At 71.2% G+C, this 23,979-nt stretch carries 23 protein-coding genes and 1 pseudogene; 11 read left to right on the top strand and 13 right to left on the bottom strand.

From position 1 onward, the window contains the following. Positions 1 to 20: 20 nt before the first annotated feature. From ACZ69Q_RS11100 to ACZ69Q_RS11075, 6 genes are all read right to left on the bottom strand, one after another. The gene (locus ACZ69Q_RS11100) at positions 21 to 2,405 is read right to left on the bottom strand and encodes a phosphoketolase family protein (RefSeq protein ID WP_471039743.1); all 2,385 of its coding nucleotides are present in this window, start codon (positions 2,403 to 2,405) and stop codon (positions 21 to 23) included. Between the two features lie 113 nt (positions 2,406 to 2,518). Next, positions 2,519 to 3,079: a universal stress protein gene (locus ACZ69Q_RS11095; protein WP_471039740.1), complete on the bottom strand. Its 561-nt coding sequence runs from the start codon at positions 3,077 to 3,079 to the stop codon at positions 2,519 to 2,521. Positions 3,080 to 3,156: 77 nt separating this feature from the next. Next, positions 3,157 to 3,402, bottom strand: coding sequence for a hypothetical protein (locus tag ACZ69Q_RS11090; RefSeq protein WP_471039737.1), 246 nt, complete (start codon positions 3,400 to 3,402; stop codon positions 3,157 to 3,159). Between the two features lie 83 nt (positions 3,403 to 3,485). Then, complete coding sequence (gene pflA, locus ACZ69Q_RS11085; RefSeq protein WP_471039735.1) at positions 3,486 to 4,217, bottom strand: pyruvate formate-lyase-activating protein; 732 nt, start codon at positions 4,215 to 4,217, stop codon at positions 3,486 to 3,488. Further along, a complete protein-coding gene (pflB, locus tag ACZ69Q_RS11080) occupies positions 4,214 to 6,487 on the bottom strand; it encodes a formate C-acetyltransferase (RefSeq protein ID WP_471039732.1) in 2,274 nt (757 codons plus the stop codon). Before pflB ends, pflA begins: the two co-directional genes overlap by 4 nt. A gap of 456 nt (positions 6,488 to 6,943) precedes the next feature. Continuing rightward, positions 6,944 to 7,948 (bottom strand): Acg family FMN-binding oxidoreductase, encoded by a 1,005-nt coding sequence (locus ACZ69Q_RS11075; protein WP_471039729.1) that lies wholly within the window; start codon positions 7,946 to 7,948, stop codon positions 6,944 to 6,946. A gap of 212 nt (positions 7,949 to 8,160) precedes the next feature. Here ACZ69Q_RS11075 and ACZ69Q_RS11070 point away from each other — a divergent pair, with 212 nt between their 5' ends. Together ACZ69Q_RS11070 and ACZ69Q_RS11065 are read left to right on the top strand one after the other, a co-directional pair. Next, on the top strand, positions 8,161 to 8,862 hold the full coding sequence (locus ACZ69Q_RS11070; protein ID WP_471039727.1) for a CBS domain-containing protein: 702 nt from the start codon (positions 8,161 to 8,163) through the stop codon (positions 8,860 to 8,862). A 96-nt stretch (positions 8,863 to 8,958) separates the two neighbouring features. Then, the gene (locus ACZ69Q_RS11065) at positions 8,959 to 9,369 is read left to right on the top strand and encodes an STAS domain-containing protein (RefSeq protein ID WP_471039725.1); all 411 of its coding nucleotides are present in this window, start codon (positions 8,959 to 8,961) and stop codon (positions 9,367 to 9,369) included. Positions 9,370 to 9,475: 106 nt separating this feature from the next. On the opposite strand, the gene ACZ69Q_RS11060 is transcribed toward ACZ69Q_RS11065, so the two are convergent. Then, positions 9,476 to 10,477 (bottom strand): Acg family FMN-binding oxidoreductase, encoded by a 1,002-nt coding sequence (locus tag ACZ69Q_RS11060; RefSeq protein ID WP_471039723.1) that lies wholly within the window; start codon positions 10,475 to 10,477, stop codon positions 9,476 to 9,478. 286 nt (positions 10,478 to 10,763) lie between these two features. Between ACZ69Q_RS11060 and ACZ69Q_RS11055 the strand changes: the two genes are divergently transcribed. The 5 genes and pseudogenes from ACZ69Q_RS11055 (at position 10,764) to ACZ69Q_RS11035 (ending at position 15,752) form a co-directional block, all read left to right on the top strand. Beyond that, positions 10,764 to 11,366 carry an Rv1733c family protein gene (locus ACZ69Q_RS11055; protein WP_471039720.1) on the top strand — a complete coding sequence of 201 codons (603 nt, stop codon included), beginning with the start codon at positions 10,764 to 10,766 and terminating at the stop codon, positions 11,364 to 11,366. A 139-nt stretch (positions 11,367 to 11,505) separates the two neighbouring features. After that, complete coding sequence (locus ACZ69Q_RS11050) at positions 11,506 to 11,928, top strand: Hsp20/alpha crystallin family protein (RefSeq protein ID WP_471039717.1); 423 nt, start codon at positions 11,506 to 11,508, stop codon at positions 11,926 to 11,928. A gap of 160 nt (positions 11,929 to 12,088) precedes the next feature. Next, positions 12,089 to 12,574 (top strand): annotated as a pseudogene (locus ACZ69Q_RS11045) (universal stress protein); the annotation flags it as partial. Positions 12,575 to 12,624: 50 nt separating this feature from the next. Continuing rightward, on the top strand, positions 12,625 to 13,368 hold the full coding sequence (locus ACZ69Q_RS11040; protein ID WP_471039715.1) for an HAD family hydrolase: 744 nt from the start codon (positions 12,625 to 12,627) through the stop codon (positions 13,366 to 13,368). After that, complete coding sequence (locus ACZ69Q_RS11035; RefSeq protein ID WP_471039714.1) at positions 13,365 to 15,752, top strand: glycoside hydrolase family 65 protein; 2,388 nt, start codon at positions 13,365 to 13,367, stop codon at positions 15,750 to 15,752. Before ACZ69Q_RS11040 ends, ACZ69Q_RS11035 begins: the two co-directional genes overlap by 4 nt. 108 nt (positions 15,753 to 15,860) lie before the next feature. On the opposite strand, the gene ACZ69Q_RS11030 is transcribed toward ACZ69Q_RS11035, so the two are convergent. From ACZ69Q_RS11030 to ACZ69Q_RS11005, 6 genes are all read right to left on the bottom strand, one after another. Continuing rightward, entirely contained in the window at positions 15,861 to 16,454 is a 594-nt protein-coding gene (locus ACZ69Q_RS11030; protein ID WP_471039712.1) for a TetR/AcrR family transcriptional regulator, read from the bottom strand. 73 nt (positions 16,455 to 16,527) lie between these two features. Further along, positions 16,528 to 17,226 (bottom strand): NADPH-dependent F420 reductase, encoded by a 699-nt coding sequence (locus ACZ69Q_RS11025; protein WP_471039709.1) that lies wholly within the window; start codon positions 17,224 to 17,226, stop codon positions 16,528 to 16,530. A gap of 86 nt (positions 17,227 to 17,312) precedes the next feature. Beyond that, entirely contained in the window at positions 17,313 to 17,864 is a 552-nt protein-coding gene (locus ACZ69Q_RS11020) for a cation transporting ATPase C-terminal domain-containing protein (protein WP_471039707.1), read from the bottom strand. Continuing rightward, positions 17,747 to 18,079, bottom strand: coding sequence for a hypothetical protein (locus ACZ69Q_RS11015; protein ID WP_471039705.1), 333 nt, complete (start codon positions 18,077 to 18,079; stop codon positions 17,747 to 17,749). Before ACZ69Q_RS11015 ends, ACZ69Q_RS11020 begins: the two co-directional genes overlap by 118 nt. A gap of 231 nt (positions 18,080 to 18,310) precedes the next feature. Then, the gene (locus ACZ69Q_RS11010) at positions 18,311 to 18,538 is read right to left on the bottom strand and encodes a cation-transporting P-type ATPase (RefSeq protein WP_471039702.1); all 228 of its coding nucleotides are present in this window, start codon (positions 18,536 to 18,538) and stop codon (positions 18,311 to 18,313) included. Positions 18,539 to 18,853: 315 nt separating this feature from the next. After that, on the bottom strand, positions 18,854 to 19,756 hold the full coding sequence (locus ACZ69Q_RS11005; RefSeq protein ID WP_471039699.1) for a universal stress protein: 903 nt from the start codon (positions 19,754 to 19,756) through the stop codon (positions 18,854 to 18,856). A gap of 181 nt (positions 19,757 to 19,937) precedes the next feature. On the opposite strand from ACZ69Q_RS11005, the gene ACZ69Q_RS11000 reads away from it, so the two are divergent. From ACZ69Q_RS11000 to ACZ69Q_RS10985, 4 genes are all read left to right on the top strand, one after another. After that, positions 19,938 to 20,762, top strand: coding sequence for a universal stress protein (locus ACZ69Q_RS11000; RefSeq protein WP_471039696.1), 825 nt, complete (start codon positions 19,938 to 19,940; stop codon positions 20,760 to 20,762). Between the two features lie 121 nt (positions 20,763 to 20,883). Further along, positions 20,884 to 21,390, top strand: coding sequence for a hydrogenase maturation protease (locus ACZ69Q_RS10995; RefSeq protein ID WP_471039693.1), 507 nt, complete (start codon positions 20,884 to 20,886; stop codon positions 21,388 to 21,390). Continuing rightward, positions 21,387 to 23,678, top strand: coding sequence for a carbamoyltransferase HypF (gene hypF, locus ACZ69Q_RS10990; protein WP_471039691.1), 2,292 nt, complete (start codon positions 21,387 to 21,389; stop codon positions 23,676 to 23,678). The genes ACZ69Q_RS10995 and hypF overlap by 4 nt, the downstream gene beginning before the upstream one ends. Before the next feature lie 6 nt (positions 23,679 to 23,684). Then, the gene (locus ACZ69Q_RS10985; protein WP_471039688.1) at positions 23,685 to 23,942 is read left to right on the top strand and encodes a HypC/HybG/HupF family hydrogenase formation chaperone; all 258 of its coding nucleotides are present in this window, start codon (positions 23,685 to 23,687) and stop codon (positions 23,940 to 23,942) included. Positions 23,943 to 23,979 lie beyond the last annotated feature (37 nt).

The raw sequence follows: 23,979 nt of genomic DNA, 5'->3' as shown, positions 1-23,979 counted from the left end.
TCCTTGCCGTGCGGGCCCGTTCAGCCGCTCCAGGTCCAGTCCGCGACCTCCGGCAGGTCGGTGCCGTGCGCACGGATCCAGTCGTGGTGACGGAACCGTGCGTCTTCCATCAACTGCCGCACGCCTGCGGCCCGCACGGCCAGTCCGGGGACGCGGTCGATGACGTCCATGACCAGCCGGTAGCGGTCGAGGTCGTTGCGGACGACCATGTCGAAGGGCGTCGTGGTGGTGCCGATCTCCTTGTAGCCGCGCACATGCAGGTTCTTGTGGCCGGTGCGGCGGTAGGCCAGGCGGTGGATCAGCCACGGATAGCCGTGGTAGGCGAAGATGACCGGCTTGTCGCGGGTGAAGAGCGCGTCGTACTCCGCGTCCGGCATGCCGTGCGGGTGCTCCGCCTCGGGCATCAGCCGCGCCAGGTCGACGACGTTGACGACCCGGACCGCGAGATCCGGCAGGTGCCGGCGCAACAACTGGGCGGCCGCCAGGACCTCTTGGGTGGGTACGTCTCCTGCCGCCGCGAGCACCACGTCGGGCTCGCCCGTTCCCTCCTCGGTCCCGGCCCACTCCCAGATACCGGCGCCTCGTGCGCAGTGGACCTTCGCCTGGTCCATGGTGAGCCAGTCGAAGCAGGGCTGTTTGCCGGCCACGATCACGTTGACGTAGTCGCGGCTGCGCAGGGCGTGGTCGGCGACGGAGAGCAGGGTGTTGGCGTCCGGCGGCAGGTAGACCCGTACGGCCTCAGGACTCTTGCTGAGGATGTGGTCGACGAAGCCGGGGTCCTGGTGGGAGAAGCCGTTGTGGTCCTGGCGCCAGACGTGCGAGGTGAGCAGGTAGTTGAGAGAGGCGATGGGGGCGCGCCAGGGCAGCCGCCGGGTCACCCGCAGCCATTTGATGTGCTGGTTGACCATCGAGTCGACGATGTGGACGAAGGCCTCGTAGCAGGAGAACAGTCCGTGTCGTCCCGTCAGGAGGTAGCCCTCCAGCCAGCCTTGGCAGGTGTGTTCGGAGAGAATCTCCATCACCCGGCCGTGCCGGTCGAGGTGCTCGTCCACGTCAAGGGTCTCGGCCTGCCAGGCCTTGCCGCTGGCGCCGTAGACCGCGTTGAGGCGGTTGGAGGCCGTCTCGTCGGGGCCGACGAGACGGAAGTCACGCCGCTCGCCTGTCCTGCGCATGACGTACTCCACCAGGTCGCCGAGCACGCGGGTGGGCTCGTGCATCGTCGCGCCCGGCTTGTCGACGGCGACGGCGTAGCGCTCCAGCGGGGGCAGGGGCAACTCGCGCATCAGCAGCCCGCCGTTGGCGTGCGGTGTGGCGCCCAGCCTGTGCGCGCCGTCGGGAACGCAGGCCAGCACCTGGGGGCTGGGGTGTCCTCGTTCGTCGAAGAGTTCCTCGGGGCGGTAGGAGCGCAGCCAGTTCTCCAGCTCGCGCAGGTGCTGCGCGTTGTCCCGTACGGCGGCCAGCGGGACCTGGTGGGCACGCCAAGTGCCCTCCACGGGCAGGCCGTCGACCTCGGCCGGACCGGTCCAACCCTTCGGGGTGCGCAGCACGATCACCGGCCACGCGGGGCGTTGGGTCGCCCCGTCCTCGCGTGCGGCCCGCTGGAACGCGGCGATGCGGTCCAGTGCGTCGTCCATGGCGGCGGCCATGGCCCGGTGCACGGTCATCGGGTCATCGCCGGTGACGTGGATCGGGTCGTGGCCGTATCCCTCGAGAAGCGCGTCGAGTTCGGGCTCGGGAAGCCGGGCCAGCACGGCCGGGTTGGCGATCTTGTAACCGTTGAGGTGCAGGATCGGCAGAACCGCGCCGTCGTGGACCGGGTCGAGGAACTTGTTGGAGTGCCAGGAGGCGGCCAGCGGCCCGGTCTCCGCCTCGCCGTCGCCGATCACACAGGCGACGAGCAGGTCCGGGTTGTCGAAGGCGGCGCCGTAGGCGTGCGAAAGGGAGTAGCCGAGCTCGCCGCCCTCGTGGATGGAGCCGGGCGTCTCGGGCGCGACGTGGCTCGGAACCCCGCCGGGGAACGAGAACTGCCGGAACAGCCTGGCCATGCCGTCCGCATCCTGGCTCACGTCCGGATACGTCTCCGAGTAGGTGCCCTCCAGCCAGGAGTTGGCGAGCACCGCCGGTCCGCCGTGGCCGGGTCCCCAGATGCACAGCGCATCTTGCCCCCGGGCTTTGATGACACGGTTGAGGTGGGTGTGGACGAGGTTCAAGCCGGGTGAGGTGCCCCAGTGACCGAGCAGCCGCGGCTTGACGTGTTCCGGGCACAGCGGCTCGGTGAGGAGCGGGTTGGACATGAGGTAGATCTGGCCCACTGCCAGGTAGTTCGCGGCACGCCAGTGGGCGTCGAGGGCGTTCAGCTCCTCGTCCGTGATGTCGGTCGGCGTCTGCTGCGCGACGTCGGGCATGGTCGGGTTCCCTCCGGGCCGGGATCGGTTTGCCGCTTTTCGCGGGTTCTCTTCACCGTGCGGCAGCCGCAGGGCGCGGCGACAGGGCCGGTCGGGCCAACAATGTCCTCCGCTCAGCCGTGGCCGGGGACGATCACGACAGGGCAGTGGGAGCGATGCAGCAGAGTGTGAGCGACCGGGCCCGGGTGCCCGGCCAAGCGGCGCGGGTGGCGGTGGGCGCCGATCACCACGACTTCGGCCTCACGGGTGGCCCCCGACAGGGCATGCGCCGCACCGGAGCGGACGGCGCGGGTCTCCACGGCGATCCGGGGGTACCGCTCCCGCAGCGCGGACACGGCGAAGCGCGGTACCGCCTCCTCGGTCCTGCCGAGTCGGACCGCCTCGTCGGGCACTCGGACCAAAGGCGCCGGGGCCGGCAGTTCGGGACTCAGATGCCGATAGGTCCAGGCGTGCAGAACAAGCAGCCGGACGCCACGGCGTTCCGCCTCCGCGAGGCCGTATGCGGCGGCGTCGGCATCGTGGTCGCTGTCCACACCGAGCAGCACGTCACCCGGTTTCGCGGGCCGGCGGTCGCCGCGTACGACGAGCAGCGGACCGGGTGTGCGTGCGGCCAGCCGCAGGTTCACCGAGAACAGCCGACCGGCCACGCCGCCGAGTCCGCGGGTGCCCGTCACGGTGAGAGCCTGTTTCTGAACCCCCGTCGTCCGCACGGAGCGCGGGCGCAGCGGCGTTCGGTGCGGACGGCGGGGGTTCAGAAACAGGCTCCGAGCAGCGCGTCCCGGCCATGGTGCGTCAGCGCCTCCACCGGGCCACCCTCGAAGGCGGAGGCGGTGACCGGCAGGCCGGGGTGGCGGTCCCGCAGTCGTGAGGCGGCGTACGCCAGAACCGGTGCGGCCGCGTCGCGGTCGGACACGGCGTACACGACGTCCAGCACGGCGGCGCGTGACTCCGCCTCCTGCGGCGCGATCAAGTGCCCGTACGGCGGGCTGCGAGCCATCCATTCCGACGACCACACGGGCAGTGGTCATTGCCGTTCCCTCCCCTGATGTGTGATGCACAGCGATGTGAGGCACGTATGGGTCAGAGCGCTCTCAGCCCGTGCTCCCGGAACTGCTCGCGCACCCGCTCGGTGAGGCCGGGATCCGGTACGGGGGTGTCGCGCAGCGGGAACGGGATCCCCAGGGCGTCGTACTTGTGAGCGCCGAGCTTGTGGAACGGCAGGACATCCACTCGGTCGACGTTGCCGAGCCCGGCCACGAATCCCGCCAGCCCGTCCACGGCTTCCGGGTCGTCGGTCCAGCCGGGAACGAGGACGTAGCGGATCCATACGGGCACGCCGAGGCGGTCGAGGCGGGTGGCGAAACCGAGCGTGGGGGCGAGCTCGCCGCCGGTCAGCTTCCGGTAGGTTCCGATGTCGAAGGACTTGATGTCCAAAAGCACCAGGTCGGTCTCGGCGAGGAGTTCGTCGGAGGCGCGGGCACCGAGGAAGCCGGATGTGTCGAGGGCCGTGTGCAGTCCGGTCTGCTTGCAGCGACGCAGGACCTCGCCGGAGAACGCGGGCTGGAGAAGCGGTTCCCCGCCCGTGATCGTCACCCCTCCCCCGGCGGTCGTGACGAAGGCCCGGTACTTGTCGATCTCCGCCATCACCTCGTCGACGGTGGCCTCCTTGCCGTCCCGCATGTGCCAGGTGTCGGGGTTGGCGCAGTACAGGCAGCGCAGCGGGCAGCCACTCACGAAGAAGACGAACCGGGTCCCGGGACCGTCCACGCCGGTGGACAGGTCCCAGGAGTGGATCCGGCCGGTGGTCCTCATCGGGACTCGTGGAAGGTGCGGCTGATCACGTCGAGCTGCTGCTCGCGCGTCAGGCGGACGAAGTTGACGGCGTATCCGGACACCCGGACCGTCAGCTCCGGGTATTGCTCAGGGTGTTCCATGGCGTCTTCCAGCTTCGCCCGGTTCAGTACATTGACGTTCATGTGGAAGCCGTCGGCGGCCATGTACGCGTCGAGGATGCCGACCAAGTGGTCCGCACGCTCGGCCGGGTCATGCCCGAGCCCCTCGGGAGTGATCGTCGTGGTCAGCGAGATGCCGTCACGGGCCTGTTCGTACGGCAGCTTGGCGACCGAGAGGGCGGAGGCGACCACGCCGTGCCGGTCGCGGCCGTTCATCGGGTTGGCACCGGGAGCGAAGGGCTGTCCAGCGCGGCGCCCGTCCGGAGTGTTCCCGGTGTGCTTGCCGTACACGACGTTGGAGGTGATCGTCAGCACCGACTGGGTGTGCTCGGCGTCCCGGTACGTGGGGTGGCGGCGCACCTTGGCCATGAAGGACGTCACCAGGTCGGTGGCGATGGCGTCGGCGCGGTCGTCGTTGTTGCCGTATGCCGGGTAGTCGCCCTCGATCTCGTAGTCGACGGCGAGCCCGGTGTCGTCCCGGATGACCTTCACGCGCGCGTACTTGACCGCGCAGAGGCTGTCCACGGCGACCGACAGGCCGGCGATGCCGCACGCCATGAAGCGGTGCACGGGGTGGTCGTGCAGGGCCATCTCGATGCGCTCGTAGGCGTACTTGTCGTGCATGTAGTGGATGACGTTGAGCGTGTTGACGTATGTGGCCGCGAGCCAGTCGAGCATGTGGTCGTACGCCGCCCGCAGATGCTCGTAGTCCAGGTACTCGCGGGTCAGCGCGGGCGCCTCCGGTGCGATCTGCTCGCCGGACATCTCGTCCCGGCCGCCGTTGATCGCGTACAGCAGCGCCTTGGCCAGGTTGACCCGCGCCCCGAAGAACTGCATCTGCTTGCCCACGGCCATCGCCGACACACAGCAGGCGATCGCGGTGTCGTCGCCGGTGCGCGGGCGCATCAGCTCGTCGGACTCGTACTGGATGGCGCTGGTGTCGATGGAGACCTGCGCGCAGAACCGTTTGAAGCCCTCGGGAAGGCGCGGCGACCACAACACGGTGAGGTTGGGTTCGGGGGCCGGGCCCAGGTTGTACAGGGTCTGCAGGAAGCGGAAGGACGTGCGGGTGACCAGCGGCCGGCCGTCCGCGCCGATGCCGCCTATGGACTCCGTCACCCAGGTCGGGTCGCCGGAGAAGAGGGCGTCGTACTCGGGAGAGCGCAGGAACCGTACGATCCGCAGCTTGATGACGAAGTCATCGATCAGCTCCTGGGCGCGGACCTCGTCGATGACGCCCTCGTCCAGGTCCCGCTGGAGGTACACGTCCAGGAACGTGGAGGTGCGGCCCAGGGACATCGCCGCACCGTTCTGCTCCTTCACCGCGGCCAGAAAGCCGAGGTAGAGCCACTGCACCGCCTCGTGGGCGGTCGCGGCGGGACGGGTGACGTCGCAGCCGTAGGAGGCAGCCATCTCGGCGAGCTCCCCGAGCGCGCGGAGCTGCTCGGCCAGTTCTTCGCGGTCGCGGATGACGTCCGACGATGAGGGCTGCGCGTCCAGCAGGGCCTTCTCGGCGCGCTTGGCCTCGGTCAGCCGGTCGGTGCCGTACAGCGCGACGCGCCGGTAGTCGCCGATGATCCGGCCGCGGCCGTAGGCGTCCGGCAGCCCGGTGATGATTCCCGCCTTGCGTGCGGCACGCATCTGCGATGTGTACGCGTCGAAAACGCCGTCGTTGTGGGTCTTGCGATAGCTGCCGAAGACGCGCGTGACGAACGGTGCCGGCTCGTAGCCGTACGCTTTCAGACCGCTCTCGACCATGCGCAGACCCCCGTTGGGCATGATCGCCCGCTTCAGCGGGGCGTCGGTCTGCAGACCCACGACCAGCTCGCGGCCCCGGTCGATGTAGCCGGGTGCGTGCGAGGTGATCGTCGACGGGGTTGCGACGTCCACGTCGAGGATGCCGCGCCGCCGCTCCTCGGGGAACAGGGCGCTGACCTTGTCCCAGACGGTACGAGTACGTTCGGTCGGGCCGGTCAGGAAGGCGGCGTCGCCTTCGTACGGCGTGTAGTTGGCCTGGATGAAGTCGCGTACATCGATCGCGTCGCGCCAGCGCCCGCCCGTGAAGCCGCGCCACGCGGACGCGGATCCCTGCGCTTCCTCCGCTCCGTGCCGGGCCACCGTCGTCATCATTGCCTCCGCATGCGCCGGACGACGCGTCCGTGATTTCGCTCGGACGCCTTCACTTTCGATGCTGGTCCTGAACGCCGGCCGAGGGCAGGGCCGTCGGGAGCCCGGCAGCGCGCCGTACGGCCCCGGCAGAGGGACCATTGGTCCCTGCCGCCTCGGTACGGAGTGGGTTGGTGGGGGGGGTCCCTCAAGCCCGGATACCGGCGCGGTACAGATGGAGCGGCTTCCGACGACGCCGAGCGCGCAGGTGGCCGACCCCTGACCACCCTCGGCGCGATACCAACCACCGGTCCACTCCGACGCCGTCTACCGGGCTTCCTTTGCACTGGTGACCATGACCGGCTGTCAGGATGTCAACGCACCGCCCGCCCCGTCGCCGAGGGCCGCTTCGCCAGCCGGCCCAGAGCGGTCACACTGGCACAGTCGCCGGCCGAGTCGCCCGCGCGCCGCGCCGCATGATCAACCGATCTCCAGGACGTCCCGGACAGAGCGGCGAGGGGTGACCGGGCCCTGCGGACCGTAGCCCAGTCGCAGCACCATCTGGACGTAGCCCATGCCGCTGAGGGGATCGCGGGTCAGCTCGCGCAGGTCGGAGCGCTCCAGCGAGTGGGAACTCAGGGCGGTGGCCAGGTCTGCCAGGGTCGCTTCGAGCAGGACGCGTTCCAGGGCCTGGCCCGCGCACAGCCAGTCGGCCCGCCGGTCGTCGCGCGTGCCCAGCAGCGCCAGGTGCGGCGTGTGCTCGAAGGCGGTGGTGCCGCGGTCGGCCACCGGCCTGCGCCCGGCGAAGTCGCGCCAGGCCGCCGTGCCCTCGCTCGGACGTGGCCCGAAGGCGTACTCGGGAACGCCGTCGACAGCGCTGTCCGCCTCCGCTCCGAGACGGGTCCAGCGCTCCAACTCCTCCCGGCCCGCAGGTTCCAGGCTGTCGCGGCTCTCCGCGTCGCGCACCAGCTTCAGCAGGAAATCGGCGTGCCAGGAGTCGACGAACACGAGCTCTGCCCCCTCTTCCGCGGCCGCCTCGCGCAGCACCTGCCGCACCGGCTCGGGTACGTCCTTCTCGGAGAAGGGGTTGCGGCTGGTGTGCCGTCGTCCGATCGCCGGATACAGCCGGCCCATGTCGTGCTCCGGTGCTGTGTGCGAGGACCCTGGATCCAGGCCGACGACGGCCAGAAGCTGCGGATCCGTGGGGTCGGGCAGCACCCGGACCTGGGCACCGAGACCGGCGTGGGCGGCGGCCACGCGAAGGTTGAACAGGGCCGCTCCGCAGCCGATGTGCAAGGCCCGGTGGCGGGGATCCGTGCGGGGCAAGGCACGCGTGGGGTCGGCCCGCAGGTGCAACAGGTGCTCGCCGGTCAGATAGCGGAAGGACCAGGGCTGCGCGTTGTGCATTGAGGGGGCCCGAACCGCGTCACCGACCAGGGCGGTCACATCCTGGAGACCAGGCGGTTTGGACTTCCGCTCGGACATCACAGCCTCCTTCTGACGCACAGGCCACGTGCAGCCTTTTCACTAACCACGGTGCACCACGGCAGGGCCGACGTCACCCCCGACCCACTGCCGGGGCCCGGGAGGTGCCCTGACGGGCGGGTTCGCGTAGTGGGGCCCGACCGGCCCATGCGGGATGGGCCCGTGTGGCGGACCGTGGAGAGTGAGGAAGTACGTCAAAGGAGGCGGGACCCATGCGGCATCGCACCGTAGGCGAGCTGATGACGACGGATGTCGTGAGCGTGCGACGCGACGCGCCTTTCTCGGACATCGCCAAGCTGCTCGCCGAGCACGGGATCACGGCGGTTCCGGTGGTGGACGACAACGATCGGCCCGTGGGCGTGGTGTCGGAGGCCGACCTGCTCCGCAAAGAGGCCGGCCGGGCCGACACCTCCGGGCTCCTGCCCACACACCCGCAGTCCGCCGTAGGGGACAAGTCGGAGGCGACCACGGCCGAGGGCCTGATGACCAGCCCGGCCGTCACCGCTCGCCCGGAGTGGACGGTGGTCGAGGCGGCCCGTGCCATGGAGCGGGGCGGGGTCAAGCGGCTGCCGGTGGTGGACGGCTCTGGCCGGTTGATCGGTGTGATCAGCCGTGCCGACCTGCTGCGGGTCTTCCTGCGGGGGGACCGCGCCATCCGTGAGGAGATCACCGGGGACGTGCTGATCCGGACGCTGGGCATCCCGCCCGACACCGTGACCGCGCACGTCGTCGACAGCCGGGTCACCCTGCGCGGCACCGTCGAGCGAAGGAGCACCATTGCCGTGGCCGTACGGCTGTGCCGCGCCGTCGACGGCGTGGTCGACGTCACCGAGGAGTTGGAGTACCGGGTCGACGACCTCGGCAGCCCGACTTCGGACACCGGTGCGTCACGCCGTGACCAGCCGTCGCCCTGAGTGACGAGCGCACCTGCCGCATCACAGGGACCCGCGGACTGTCAATGGGACCGATCGGCCCTTCCGTGCACCCCGACAACGGGTTTTTCTTACCTCATGAACGAGATCCGGATCCGGTCCGCCCCCGATCTGTGCGAACACGTCGTCGGCGGTACGACGGTCGTGGAACTCGGCGGTGAGATCGACATCCTCACCGCACCCCGCATCTCGGCGCGTCTCGACGCACTCACCGCCGGCCCTCACCCCCGGCTGGTGCTGGACCTGCGCTCCGTCACCTTCATCGACTGCAGCGGTCTGACGATCCTGTGCCGGACGCGCAAACGCGTCCTCGACCGTTGCGGACGACTACGGCTGGTCGTCAACAGCCCGCAGGTCCTGCGGATCCTGCGCTGCACCGGCCTCGGCCACGCCTTCGACGTATCACCGCGCCTGCCCGGGGACCTGCTCCGGGCAGACGGCACCGACAACTCCCCCGAGGCCGGGAAGAACCGCAGCGTGCCGGTGTAGGGGCACGAGAGACCCCTGCTCGGTGGCCGGCACGACAGGCCCGGTGAGCAAAGCACGCATCGCTGCGCGGTGCCGTCGCACCCCGGGTTCAGCGCACGCGGCCGCTCTACCGTTCCGGCAGGCCGGAGTCGAGCACCTGGTCCACGGCCCGTCGAGGAGTCGCGGCCCCTTCCGGACCGTACCCGAGCCTGATCAGCATCAGGACATGCCCGGCGAAGCCCACCGGCCCGCTCAGGGTCCGCCTCAGGTCCGGCCATTCCACCGCTTGGTGCAGCAGTGAGGTGCGTACTCCGTGAGCCGTGGCGACCAGCAGTACGTGCTGCAGCGCCTGTCCTGCCCGTAGCCAATCGGCTCGGCGGTCGTGCTGGGTGCTGAGTACCGCGACCACCGGCTCGGCCTCGAAAGGCTGGGCGGCGAGCCGTTCGGGATGACGCTCGGCGGTGAAGTCCCGCAGCGGGACTCGTTCGCGGGTGTCCTGCGGCCCAAGCGCGCTCTCCGGCAGTCCGATGTCGGCCTGCCCGTCGGCGTCGTGACGGATCCAGCGGCGGCTCTCGTCACGGCGGTCGGCGTCGTCCCGGTTGCGCCGCTCGGCCTCGGCGGTCAGGCGCAGCAGCCGGGCCGTGTCCTCCGGCTCGGGGAAGGTGAGCCGGGCACCCTCCATGTGGGCGGCCTCGGTCAGTTCGGAGCGCACGTGCGACGGCAGCGGCCTCCCGGAGAACGGGAGCCGGCTGCTGTGCCTGCGCCGGATGGCCGCGTAGAGGTCGGTACGGTGGCCGGTTGCCGGGCGGGCCGTGGGGGCGGCGAGGCGGACGGTGGCGAGGAGTTCGGGGTCCTGCGGCACAGGCAGCAGGCGGGTGACCGGGTACCAGCCGAAATGGGCGACCGCGACACGGAGGTTGAGCACCGCCGCGCCAACCGACAGATGCAGGGCACGGCCCGTGGGATCCACGTGGCGCAGGCCTCGCTCGGGAGCCGCGCGGACCTGGAACGTGACGGCCTCGGGGTCCAATCGATAGCGCCACGGCTGCGTATTGAAGATCGAGGGCGCGGCGACCGCGGCTGCGATGCAGGCTTCCAAGGTCGAGGCGTCGAGAGTCGTCGACCGCATGGTGTTCTCCTCCCCGCGGTGACTCGGAGCGGGTGGTGCTCTCCTGAAGAGCCTGAGGCACTCGGAGCGCCGAGGAGAGGGGCCGATGGTCCCCAGCCGGGCGCCGGACGGACCGGAGTCGGCCTCCCGGCGCCCGCCGCCGTGCCACAACCAAGGCCGAACGGCCCCCAGCACACGCCAAGACGCCCCCGAAGGACCCCACGACGCCCCCTGTTCGGCCCCTGCCGCGGCGCGTTTCCCAGATGTCACCTTCCTGTCCGAGACGACGACGAGGAGGTGCAGTCCGATGCGTGAAGAGCGGCGCACGAAACGAACGAAGGCCACGAGGCATCTGCTGTGGCGGTGGCGGAGCAACCCGCTGCGGCGGCACGACGACATCGTCGAGGCCTGGACCGTGCTGGCCGTGTGGACGGTCATCGCGCTGGGCGGCACGCTCGTCGGCGTGCTGACCGCCGAGGCCGCCGACGACTCCTTCGCACAGCAACGCGACGAACGCCGCGCCGTACAGGCGGTGCTCGTGGACAGTACGACGGACGCCGCGCTCACCGGCAGGGGAACCATGAGCGACCGGGTCCGGGCGAAGGTCCGCTGGACGACGTCGGACGGCTCCGCGCACACGGGCCAGACCCTGGTGGACACCGGACTCAAGGCCGGATCGAATGTCGTGGTCTGGCTGGATGACGGGGGGCAACTGACGCCACAGCCACAGTCCGCCACCGAGGCTGCGGTGGAGGCGACGGTCCTGGGCACCGGCGCCGCTGTCACGCTCGGCGGACTGACGTTCGGCGCCGGACGCGTCATGCGGTGGCGGCTCGACCAGCGGCGATACGACCAGTGGGGCAGGGAATGGGAGCAGACCGGACCGCAGTGGCGCCGCAAGACCATGTGATCCATCGCAGGACAGCGGGAATCGGGGCCGGTTGGCCGAGCAGTGGACCGACCGGCCCTGGCGGCTGCCGGCACGGTCGGCGGAAGCTGGAAGGAGCGGGGGAACCGGAGGAAGACGCCTCAGCAGTCGGGAGAGCGTAATGACTGGAATGATCGAACGGTGGCCGGGCTGGCCGCCGCTGCCGGACCTGTTCGGCTGGATCGAGAGCGGTGTCCCGGGCCTGCACCAGACGCCCGGAGTGCACGGCATCCGTGTCGAGGAGCACCTCGCGGACGGCAAGTACGTCCTGCGTGCCGAACTCCCTGGCATCGACCCGGCCAAGGATGTCGAGATCACCGTGACGGAGGGGGTTTTGACACTGCGGGCGGAGCGTTCCCCGGAGAAGACCGAGAAGCATCACACAGAGTTCCGCTACGGCACCTTCGCCCGTGCCGTCCGGCTGCCGGCCGGGGCCCGCGGCGAGGACGCGACCGCGGAGTACAAGGACGGTGTACTGACCATCACGGTCCCGGTTCCCGAGACGAAGACGGGTACCCGGACCATCCCCGTGCGGCACGGCTGAATTCCCGCTCTGCCGTGTCGCCGGGCCCGGGCGTCCGCGAGGGCAGGCCGGACGCCCGGGCCCGTCACTTCGGCCCATGGACGCCGCAACGTCCGGCGCGAACTGACGCACTGTCAGGCAGGGAGATACGCGAGAGGCGGTGCTCGACATGGATCTGCCCCTGCTGGGTTCAGTGAGCCTGGCCCTGGCGGCCCGGGCGCCCTGCCGGGACGGCGCCCACGGGCGCCTCGTCCTCGGCGTGGGCGACGCCGTGGGTTCGTCCGCCGCTGCCGGTTTCGCGTTCCGGGAGGCCGAGGTGCGCGGCAGTGTGCTGGAGGCGGTACGCGCTTGGCGGTACCCCGCGCACGAGTTGGTCGACCACCCCTTGGCGGCCGGCGAATCCGCCCGGTACCACCGGCAGCAGGCGACAGAGCTGCTGGAGGACGCGCTGCGCGTCCCGGCGCGGGAACACGGGGACGTCGACGTGCGCCGTACCGTCGTGGAAGGGCCCGCGCGCAGGGTGCTCCTCGACCGTTCGTCCGGGGCCGACCTGCTGGTGTTGGGAGCCCGACGCCGCCACGGACACGCCGGCCTCCAGCTCGGCCGTGTCAGTCACGCAGTACTCCACGCCGACTGCCCCGTAGCCGTCGTACCGCAACACGGGTGACCCCCGCACCGCCCGAGGTCCGCGCTCCGCCGAACGGGAAGGACTGCCTTGTGACCGGGATCTCCGCACGTCTCAGGGATGTAGAGGCCGTGGTCCTCGACACGGACGGGGTCATCACCGACTCCGCACGGGCCCACGCCGCGGCCTGGAAATCGGCCTTCGACACCTTCCTGCGCGACCATCCGCCCACCGATCCCGCTCAGCGGCGGCCGTTCGACGCCCACGAGGACTATCTGCGATATGTCGACGGCAAGTCCCGGCTGGACGGAGCGGCTTCCTTTCTCACCTCTCGCGGGCTGCGCCTGTCCGACGCCACGGTGGCGGAGGTGGCCGCCGACAAGGAAAGGCTGTTCGTCGAGCGGATGCGCACGGGAGCCATTCCCGCTTACCCGGGAACCGTACGCCTGCTGCACACCCTGCGCGCGCGGGGCGTGCGCCTCGCCGCAGCCTCGGCGTCCCGGCACGCCCGCGAACTCCTCCTGCGCACCGAGGTGTTGCCCCTGTTCGACGCGCTCGTCGACGGTGGCGAGGCGGCCCGGATGAACCTGCCGGGCAAACCCGACCCGGCCCTCTTCCTCGAAGCCGCCCGCCGGCTCGGCAGTCCGCCGGAGCGCACCGCGGTGGTCGAGGACGCCCTGGCCGGGGTCGAGGCGGGCAGGCGCGGCGGCTTCGGCCTCGTCATCGGCGTCGACCGCACCGACGACCACTCCACGGGCGTGTGGCTGCGACGTCACGGCGCCGACATCGTCGTAGCCGATCTGGCCGAACTGCTCACCGAAGGAGCGCGCGCGTGACGGACTGGACCTGGGAGTACGAGGGCTACGACCCCGCGCAGGAAAGCCTGCGCGAGTCCCTGTGCACATTGGGCAACGGCCGCTTCGCCACCCGCGGAGCCGCCCCCGAGTGCGAGGCGGACGGCATCCACTACCCGGGCACCTACGCCGCCGGCTGCTACAACCGGCTCACCTCGGACGTGGCCGGACGCCAGGTCGAGAACGAGGACATGGTCAACCTGCCCAACTGGCTGCCCCTGCGCTTCCGCATCCACGGCGACGACGGCACCGGCCAGTGGCTCACACCGGAGACGGCCACCGTCCTGGAGCACTGGCTCAGCCTTCGCCTGAGCTCCGCTCTGCTGGAGCGCCACACGCGGTACCAGGACCGCAGCGGCCGTCGGATCACCGTGCGGCAAGAGCGCCTCGTCCATATGGCGGATCCCCACCTGGCCGTGCTCCGCTCGGAGTTGACCGCGGAGAACTGGGCGGGCGAACTGGAGGTCGAGGCGGCCCTCGACGGAGCCGTCACCAACAGCGGCGTGGCACGCTACCGCCGGTTGAACGGGCGTCACCTCACCCACGTCCACACCGGCACTGCCGCCCCGGACACGGTCTGGCTGCGCTGCCGCACCAGCACCTCCGACATCCGCGTCGGCCTGGCGGCCCGCACCTCCACGTCCGACGGGCAGCAGCCGCAACCCCACCTCGAAGAGCGCCGCGCCGCCCAGCGGTTCCGGCTGCCCCTCACGCCCGGACGAACGGTCACCGTCGACAAGGTCGTCGCCCTGCACACGTCCCGCGACCCCGCGATCAGTGACCCGCTCCAGGCGGCCGTCGACCGCGTGAGCGACGCGCCCGGCTTCGACGAGCTGCTGGAGACCCACCTCACCGCCTGGGACCAACTGTGGCGCAGGGCCGCGCTGGAGGTCCCGGGCGAGGCAGGCCGCATCCTGCGGCTGCACCTCTTCCATGTGCTGCAGACCCTTTCGCCGCACACGGCCGACCTCGACGTGGGCGTACCGGCGCGCGGTCTGCACGGTGAGGCCTACCGGGGGCACGTCTTCTGGGACGAGCTGTTCGTCCTGCCCTATCTCAACCTGCACTTCCCCGAGGTCTCGCGCGCTCTGCTGACCTACCGCCACCGACGGCTCGAACGGGCCCGCTCCGCCGCCCGGAAGTCCGGGCGGGCCGGGGCGATGTACCCGTGGCAGAGCGGCAGCGACGGCCGCGAAGAGACGCAGGAACTGCACCTCAACCCACGTTCCGGGCGCTGGCTGCCGGACCACTCACGCCTGCAGCACCATGTCGGTTCGGCCATCGCCCACAATGTCTGGCAGTACTGCGAGGCCAGCGGCGACACGGAGTTCCTGCACACCAAGGGCGCCGAGATGCTGCTGGAGATCGCCCGGTTCTGGGCGGAGACGGCGACGTATGACGAATCCATGCGCCGCTATCGCATCCGGGGTGTCGTCGGCCCCGACGAGTACCACGACGGCTATCCCGACACCTACCGGCCCGGCCTGGACGACAACGCGTACACGAACGTCACCGCCGCCTGGGTGCTCGCACGGGCCATCGACCTGATGACGACCCTCCCTGAGCCGCGCCGCCGGGAACTGACCGAGCGCACCGGATTCGACAGCGGGGAACTGGAGTTGTGGGAGGACGTGTCCCGCTCGCTGTACGTGCCCTTCCACGACGGGGTCATCAGCCAGTTCGACGGGTACGGCGAACTCGCCGAGCTCGACTGGGAGGCGTATGCGAAGAGGTACCGGGACATCCGTCGGCTGGACCGGATCCTGGAGGCAGAGGGCGACACGGTCAACCGCTACAAGGCGTCCAAACAGGCCGACGTGCTCATGCTCGGCTACCTCTTTCCGCCCGCGACCCTGCACGCGCTCTTCGCCCGGCTCGGCCACACCCTGGACGACGACGCCTGGGGCCGCACGGTCGACTACTACCTGGCCCGCACCAGCCATGGCTCCACGCTCAGCGGACTTGTGCACGGGTGGGTGCTGGCCCGGGTGCGGCGGGCCGAGGCGTGGACCTTCGTCCAGGAGGCTCTGGAGGGCGACATCGCCGACCTGCAGGGCGGCACCACGGGCGAGGGCATCCACCTGGGCGCGATGGCCGGCACCCTCGACGTCGTGCAGCGCGGGCTCACGGGCCTGGAGACCCGGGGCGGCGCCTTGTGGCTCGACCCGGTTCCCATGCCGGAACTCGCCGAGTACGGCTTCGCCCTGCGCTACCGCGGGCACTGGGGCGTACGGCTGCGCATCCGCCCCGGGCAGCTCCACGTCGACGTCCCGGCCTCCGACCGCTCCCCCATCACCATCGAACTGCCCGACCGTGCCGTGTCCGTCGCGCCGGGAGAGTCGTGCGAGCTGAGGCCGGCGGACTGAACCGGCCCTCGTGACGGCGCACCTGTGCGGCACGACCGCCACCGGCAGCCGACGTGATGAATCGCCGCGCGGGTGACGGGACTGGTACGTCGACCGAGCGGTCGCTCTTCAGGAACTCGGCGGCCGCAAACCAGCGAGGACGATGTCCACCGCGTCCTCGGCCCAGCCGATGCGCCCGCCGCGGCCGGCCATGTAGTCGGCGTAGTAAGGGCCGAGGAGCGCCGAGACTGCGGCCTCAAGGTCAGCGCCCGGGCGGATCTCCCCGCGGTCACGGGCCTGTTCGAGGATCTGCCGGAGCAGCGCACGCCGGGGCATGACCGTCCGCTCGCGCAGTAGGGCGAGGAGGTCGGGGGTGTGGGCTTCCTCCGCGAGGCAGGTTCCGATCAGGGCCATGCCGCGCACGCGTTCCACGGTGGCGGCGAAGTCCTGGAGAACCGCGATCAGGTCGGCCCTGGCGTCTCCACTCGGCGGCGTGGCATCGGCCATCCGTAGGGCTGCCAGCGCGGCCGTGAGCAAGTCCGCCTTCGTCTTCCAGCGCAGGTGGATGGTGGACTTGCTTACGCCCGCAGTGGTGGCCACCTGATTCAGGCTCATCCGGGTGTAGCCGTGCGAGGCCAGCAGTTCGAGGGCCGCCTGGAGGATCGCGGTGTCCTTCTCGGCGGATCGCGGCCGTCCCGCGCTCTTGATCTCCATGTCACCCATGCGGACAGGATAGGCCGCGAGTAAACATACCGAGTGGCCCGGTATGGATACTTCGGATGCCACGACGCCGGGGTCAGGCACCGCCGTGGGCGCCGGTGACGTGGAAGTTGAAGTCGGCGTGCCCAAGCCTGCCCCACAGCCGGAGCCAGATCGGCAGGAGCATCTCGGTGCCGCGGGCGGTCTCGATGCCTCCCAGGTCGAGCACGCTGCTCTCGGGCCAACCGAAGGAGAGCAGGAGCTCCGTGACAGCCTTCTTCGCACCGCTGTCATCACCTGAGACGAACACCGTGTGCTCACCGGCGACCCGCGCCGGGGCGACCATGACCTGGCTGCTCATGGTGTTGAGGGTCTTGACCACGTTCGCCTCCGGGAAGGCTCGCTGGATCTGCTCGCCCAGGCTGTCGGTGTTGACCGGGGTCAGCGTGGGCGGCAGACCGGCGGAGAAGTCGAGCGGGTTGGCGATGTCGATGAGCACCTTGCCCGCCAGGTTCGCCGCCCCTGCGGATTCCAGGGCCTGCAGGCTTCCGGCTCCCGCGGTCGTGTTCACCACCGTCTCCCCCCAGGAGGCCGCGTCGGCGAAGGACTCCAGACGGACCGCCTCGTGTGCGGCCAGCCACTGCGAGAACGGCGGGTTGCCGTAACCGTCGGGCTCGGTGCGGGACAGGGTGGCCTCGGGGTCGCGGGTGCCGATGACCACGTGATGGCCGACGGAGGCCAGCTTGGCGGCGATCGTCCGCCCTACGACGCCGGTGCCGAGGACTGCGTAGCGCATGAGAATGAGACCTTTCCAGGCGATTGCGACGCCGGGACTCGCGTGTCCCGCCACTTCCTAAAAACTAAACCGAGTGGTTCGGTATTTCAAGCTCCAGTGTCGCTCGGCGGTGGACTCAGGACCCTGGAAGACAAACCTGGCTCCCCTGCCGGGAACCGGCCCGCCGCCCGCGCCACACCGAGTGCACGGCATGAAAAGCCAGTTCGGCGAGGAGCACGCTGGACGCGGTGGCCAGGCAGACCGCCCCACCGACCTGCCGTCAGCGCAACGGTGCCGAAGACCGTTCGGGCCCAAGGCAGTTGGACGGCGGCAACCTGCACGGCGAGCACGCCCGCAAGGCACAGCCACAGGGTCCGATTGCGGAACTGGTGGCGGCCCAGAACGGAACCGTCGCCCGCGCGGGCGACCAGAGCGTTGAACAGTTGGAACAGGACGAACGTGGTGAACGCCATGGTCAACGCGGCATCCGCGCCCACCTGCGGGCGGGCCAGGGCCAGCAGGGTCACCGTGCCCGCGGCCATCACCGCCCCGGCCCGGGCGATGGCGGCCAGGCGGCGGGCCCCGAGGATGCGTTCGGCCGGGTCGCGCGGTGGCCGGCGCATCGCGTCGTCGCGGGCGGGGTCCACGGCCAGCGCCATGGCGGGCGCCCGTCCATGATGATGTTGATCCACAGGAGTTGGACCGCCGTGAGCGGGGCGGGCAGTCCGGCAAGGGACGCTCCCAGCAGGGTGAGGATCGCTCCGACGTTGGTGGCAAGCTGGAAGCGTACGAACTTGACGATGTTGTCGTAGATGCAGCGGCCCTCGTGGACCGCGCGCACGACGGTGGAGAAGTCGTCGTCGGTGAGAACCATGTCGGCGGCCTTCCTTCGCCACGTCCGTGCCGGTGACGCCCATGGCCACGCCGATGTGGGCGGCCCGCAGGGCGGCGGCGTCGTTGCCGCCGTCACCGGTCATCGCGACGATGTGTCCGCGGCTGGACAAGGCTCGGACGATCGTGACCTTGTGCTTCGGGGGCGACGCGGGCGAACACCCCGATGTCGTCGCCTCGCGCGGCGGGTTGATCCTCCGCCATCCGGTCCAGCTCAGCTCCCGTCACCCGCGGGCAGGTTCGGCCCGTGGACCGTCGCGCGCTCGGCGGTCTCCCGAGTGCTGAGGCCGACGGTCGGGTCCACGCGGAGGCGGGCCGCGACCTGCTCGGGAGGCAGGGCGTGGGCATCGGGCAGCCCCCGGGAGTGTTCCTGCCCGGAGGCTGTCCGCCCGACCCTTGTCGTCGTCGATGCCTCCACAGTCAGGTCCTTCCGTTCGGGCACGAAATCACGGCCACCGAGCAATGTGGGGGGGGCAGGAGCCGAATGAACCGGTCGCGTGATCTCACGCACGGACGGGCCGCCGTACAGGTGAGCCCTCACCGGGATCGGTGACGTATGTCCCGATGACCAGCCGACGGCACCCCATCCGGCCCCACCCCACGTCTGTCCGCCTCCCACGCCTCAACCTCCACCGGCCGGGCCCGCCCGGCGCGTTCCCGAGCGCCCCGGCCTGGCCGGCACGGCCTCAGCGTCGGCGCACCGGCCCCCGTCCCGCACGAGGCCGTCCGGACCTCAAGGACGCACCGACCGGCCCTCTCACTCGTGGGGGACGACAGCCACGGGACAGCCGACGTGATGGATCGCGGCGTGGGTGACGGGTCCGGTGCGAGGACCCGTCAGGCGTTCCGTCATGCGACGGCCGACCACCAGGAGGCTCGCCCCGGTGGCAGCGCGGACCAGTACCGACTGAGCGCGGCCCTCGGTCACGGTCTCGGCGACCTCGACCTCGGGGTACTTGTCCCGCCACCCCTGCAGGACGGCAGTGAGGAAGCCGAGCCATTCGTCGGCCTGTTCCGGGCCGTTCACCAGTCCGATGTCGCCGGGGCCGAGCCCCAGCGGGGACGGTTCCTGCCAGGCGTGCACGACACGCAGGCGCGCGCCGCGCAGCCGGGCAGCCTCGAAGGCGAACTCGATCACCTCGTCGCAGGGGGACGCGAGGTCGATGGCCAGGACGACGTCCCGGTGACCGGTGCGGGTGGACGGGCTGCGGTCGTCGGCCGAAAGGTGCTCGTCCGCCCCCTCCTCGCCCGCCCGGACGAGAACGACCGGCCGGGTGGCGCGTGCCACCACGCCCAAGGCGACCGAACCGACCAGGAACCCGGTGAAGCCACTGAGGCCGCGTGAGCCGAGGACCATCAGGTCGGCCTGTTCGGCGGCCTGGAGAAGAGCGGTGGTCGCGGGTCCCTCCATCTGTTCGTCGTCGAGTTTGACGCCGGGGCACGTACGACGGATGCGGTCCTCGGCCTGACGCAGCGCACGACGGCCCAGATACCGCTGGGCTGCCGTGGCAGGCTCGCCGGCTCCCTGGCGGGGGTGCCAGTTCCAGGCATGCACCAGACGCAGCGGCCGGTCCCGGCGCACCGCCTCGCGGGCAGCCCACTCGGCGGCGGCGAGACTCTCGGCGGATCCGTCGACTGCGGCGATGACGGCCAGAAGCATGGCGCACACCTCCTGTGCTGTGTCCGTTCCTCGATGCCAGCGTCCCGCCCTGCCATGCAGGCGGACATGGGCCACCAAGGCTCCGACCCGGCCCGTTCGGCCCCGTGCGTTCCGGGCGGTTTCGTGGCGATGCTGGACCGGCCTGGGGATCGAATCCCCTCTGCGCGGAAGGCGGCACAACATGGAACGAGAGATCATCACTGGCGTCGACCGCTCCGCACGCAGCCGTGCCGCGGCCGACTGGGCCGCACGCGAGGCGCTGTCGCGTGGCTTGTCCCTGCGGGTGGTCCATGTGTCGCCGCCGGACGGTCCGGATTCAGGCGAACGGTGGCCGCACCGTCCTGAGGCGGTGGCGGACCGTGTGGTCGCCGAACTCACCGACCGGCATCCGGCATTGCGGGCTCAGGGCCTGAACCTCACCGGAGCTGCGGTGGCGGTCCTGCGCACGATGGCCCAGGATGCGGAACTACTGGTGCTCGGCCTGCGCGGCGAGGCCAGTCATCCCCGTATCGCCGTGGGCTCGACCGCCGACGCCCTGGTCCGGGTGTGCAAACGGCCGGTGGTGCTGGTCCCCGGCACCCTCGCGGGCGAGGGACCGCCCGGCGGCGCCGACGGCGTGACCCTCGGTATCGACGCCCGCAGCCCCGCGAGCGGCGCCGTAGGCCTCGCCTTCGACACGGCCCGGCTGCGTGACGTACGGCTCCACGCCGTGCACGCCTGGACGCTGCCCGTGCAGGCGGCGGAGCGGCCCCTCCCAGTCCTGGAGGAGGATCGCGCGACCTGGGAGGACGACGAGGTGCAGCGGTTGTCGGACGCGCTTCGGCCGTGGCGCGGAAAGCATCCCGAGGTCGACGTTCTGGAGGACGTCGTCCTGCTCGCCCCGGAAGTGGCGCTCGCCCACGCGGCCGGGAACTCCGGCTTGGTGGTGGTCGGCCGCCGCTCCGGCCGTACGGCACTCGCGCTGCTGCCGCACACCCGTTGCCCGGTCGCAGTCGTGCCGGTGTAGCCGTGCGACGGACCACAGGCTCGGCGCCGATGGGCAAGAACATCTGTCAGGGATGTTCGGCCCTGTGGATTGGGTCGTTCGGCCCATGCGGCGTACGGCGACAACAGCCCACCGTGAAGACATGAGGAGCCCCGGTCGGATCGCCGTCATCGGCGTCGGAAACGAGTTCCGGCGCGACGACGGCGTGGGCTGGGCCGTGCTCGCCCGCCTGCGCGAACGGGCCGAGGGCCGGCCATTGCCGCCGGACACCGACCTGACGACCTGCGACGGCGAACCCGGTCGGCTGATCGACCTGTGGGAGGGCGCCCACCTCGCCGTGGTCGTCGACGCGGCCCACGCCCACCCGGGCACCCCCGGCCGCGTGCACCGCCTGGCACTCGATGCCGGGGTCCTCGCACAGCCTGCGACCACGAGTTCCCACGGGCTGGGCCTCGGCGAGGCCGTGGAGCTGTCACGGGTGCTGGGCCTGCTGCCCGAGGAGTTGATCGTGTACGCCGTGGAGGGCGCCGAGAGCGACTTCGGCATCGGTCTGTCTCCCGCCGTCGCACAGGCGGTGGAACCCCTCGTCAAGGCCGTCGAGGCGGAGATCACCCGCCACGGGGACCCCACAAGCGGGAGGTCGACATGACTGCACGGCGCTTCCACGTCGAAGGCATCGTGCAAGGCGTCGGCTTCCGGCCCTTCGTCTACCGCACCGCGGCGGAGCTCGGCCTGGACGGCTGGGTGGCCAACGTCAACGGACATGTGGAGGGCGAGGTCGCCGGACCGATGCGCGCGATCGAGGAGTTCGCTGCCCGGCTGGCCACCGGCGCCCCGGCCCTCGCCCGGGTGCGCCGCGTCCGGCTGACCGGTGGCCGGCGGCAGGTGCCCTACGCCACCGGCTTCCAGGTACGGCACAGCACCCCTGGCGACTCGGACACGGCACCCCGCGAGATCCCGCCGGACGCGGCGATCTGCGACGCCTGCCTGAGCGAACTGCGCGATCCCCACGACCGCCGCTACCGCTACCCGTTCATCAACTGCACCGACTGCGGCCCGCGCGCCACGATCATCGAGGACCTGCCGTACGACCGGGTCCGCACGACGATGCGCCGCTTCCCCTTGTGTGCCGCCTGCGCGGCCGAGTACGCCGACCCCGGCGACCGGCGCTTCCACGCCGAACCCGTCGCCTGCCCCGTGTGCGGGCCCCGGTTGGCCTGGGAGGAGATGCGTGGTGAGCAGGCGCTGCGGGCTGCGGTGCGGACGATCGGCACGGGCGGAATCGTCGCGCTGAAGGGGCTGGGCGGCTATCAGCTCGTGTGCGACGCGGGCGATGCGGCAGCCGTGGCGGAGCTGCGGCGCCGTAAGCGCCGTCCGGCAAAGCCGTTCGCGGTGATGGTGCGCGATGTCGAGACGGCCGCGCGGCTGACGCAGATCAGCGCGGGCGAGCGCCAGGCACTGGCTTCTCCGGAGCGGCCCGTCGTGTTGCTCGGGCGGCGCCGATCGCTTGGGCGAACGGCTCCCCTCGCTCCCGAAGTCCACCCCGGCCTGACCCGGGTCGGCCTGTTCCTGCCCACCACCGGTCTGCACGCCCTCCTCCTCGACGAGCTCGCCCGGCCGCTCGTGGTCACCAGCGGCAACCTCAGCGACGAGCCGATCGCCATCGACGACGAGGAGGCACGGGACGCTCTCGCCATCGTGGCGGACGGCTTCCTCACCCACGACCGGCCCATCCGGTCCCGGTACGACGACTCCGTGGTGCAGTTCACCGGACGGACCCGGATCACCGTGCGCCGGGCGCGTGGTCTCGCTCCCGCCCCGCTGCCGCTGCCGGTACGGCAGCATGTCGTGGGGGCGGGGGCCCATCTGAAGCACACGTTCGCCCTGGCCGCCGATGGCCGGGCCCATATCGGGCCGCACACCGGGGACCTGGCCGACCAGCCGACGTACGAGGCGTTCACGGCGTCGTACGCACACCTCAAGGCACTCACGGGCATCGAGCCGCAGGTCGTGGCCCATGACCTGCACCCCGGCTACCTCTCCACCCAATGGGCCAAGGCGCAGCCGCTTCGCCGGATTCCGGTGCAGCACCACCACGCACACGTGGCTGCCGTCGCGGCCGAGCACGGGGTGCGGGGCCGGTTCCTCGGGGTCGCCTACGACGGGCTGGGACTGGGCGACGACGGCACGCTGTGGGGCGGCGAGGTCCTCGTCGCCGATCTGAGCGGCTACCGCCGCGTGGGCAGGTTCGCCACGGCGCCTCTGCCCGGCGGCGACGCGGCGGTACGCCATCCCTCCCGCACCGCCCTGGGCCACCTGCTCGGCGGCGAGGCTCTGGGCTGCCCGCGCCCGTATCCGTGGCTCGTTCGGCCGTTCACCGACCGGCTCGACCCGGCAGAGGTCGCCACCCTGCGCGCCATGATCGCGCGGAACGTCAACTGCCCGCGCGCGTCGAGCGCCGGCCGGCTCTTCGACACCGCCGCCGCGCTGCTCGGCCTCGCCGGCCAGGTGACCTACGAGGGCGAGGCGGCCGTCCGGCTGGAGGCGACCGCGGGGGACGAGCATGCCGTGCCTCTCGCCCATCGGGTGGTACGGGTGCAGGGTCTGTGGGTGTACGACTCCGCGCCGACCCTGGCCGATCTGCTGCTGCGGCAGATGGACGGGGAGCCGGTGGCACGGCTCGCGGCGGCCTTCCATCAGACGCTGGCGATCGTCACCGCCGAACTCGTCGAGCGGGCCGTGGCCGAGGGCGCGCCGCGCACGGTGTGCCTGGGCGGCGGCTGCTTCGTCAACCGGCGACTGCTGACCGAGGTGAAGCGGCGGCTGCACGCGCAGGGGCTGCGGGTGCTGGTCGGAGGCCAGGTCCCGGTCGGGGACGGCGGCATCAGCTACGGCCAGGCCGCGGTCGCGGCCGCGCGGCTGGCCTGGGAGGGGTGAACGCGTATGTGCCTGGGCATCCCCGGACGGATCCTGGAGATCCACGACGACGCCGGACTGCGCATGGCGACGGTCGACTTCGGCGGTATCCGACGCGAGGTCTGCCTGAGCTGCACGCCCGAGGCGGGCGTCGGGTCGTACGTCATCGTGCACGTCGGCTTCGCGATCACCCAGGTCGACGAGGCCGAGGCACAGCGGACGCTCGACGTGCTGCGGGCGATGGCGGGCGCGGTCGAGGGTGAGCTGGGTGAGCCGCTGCCGTAGCGCTCCGTCGGGCTGGCCGGACCTTGGACAGGGTGGT

This window comes from Streptomyces sp. NPDC036764 (assembly GCF_055609385.1).
The sequence above is the reverse complement of the archived record's forward strand: the minus strand, read 5'-3'. Positions and strand labels throughout refer to the sequence as shown.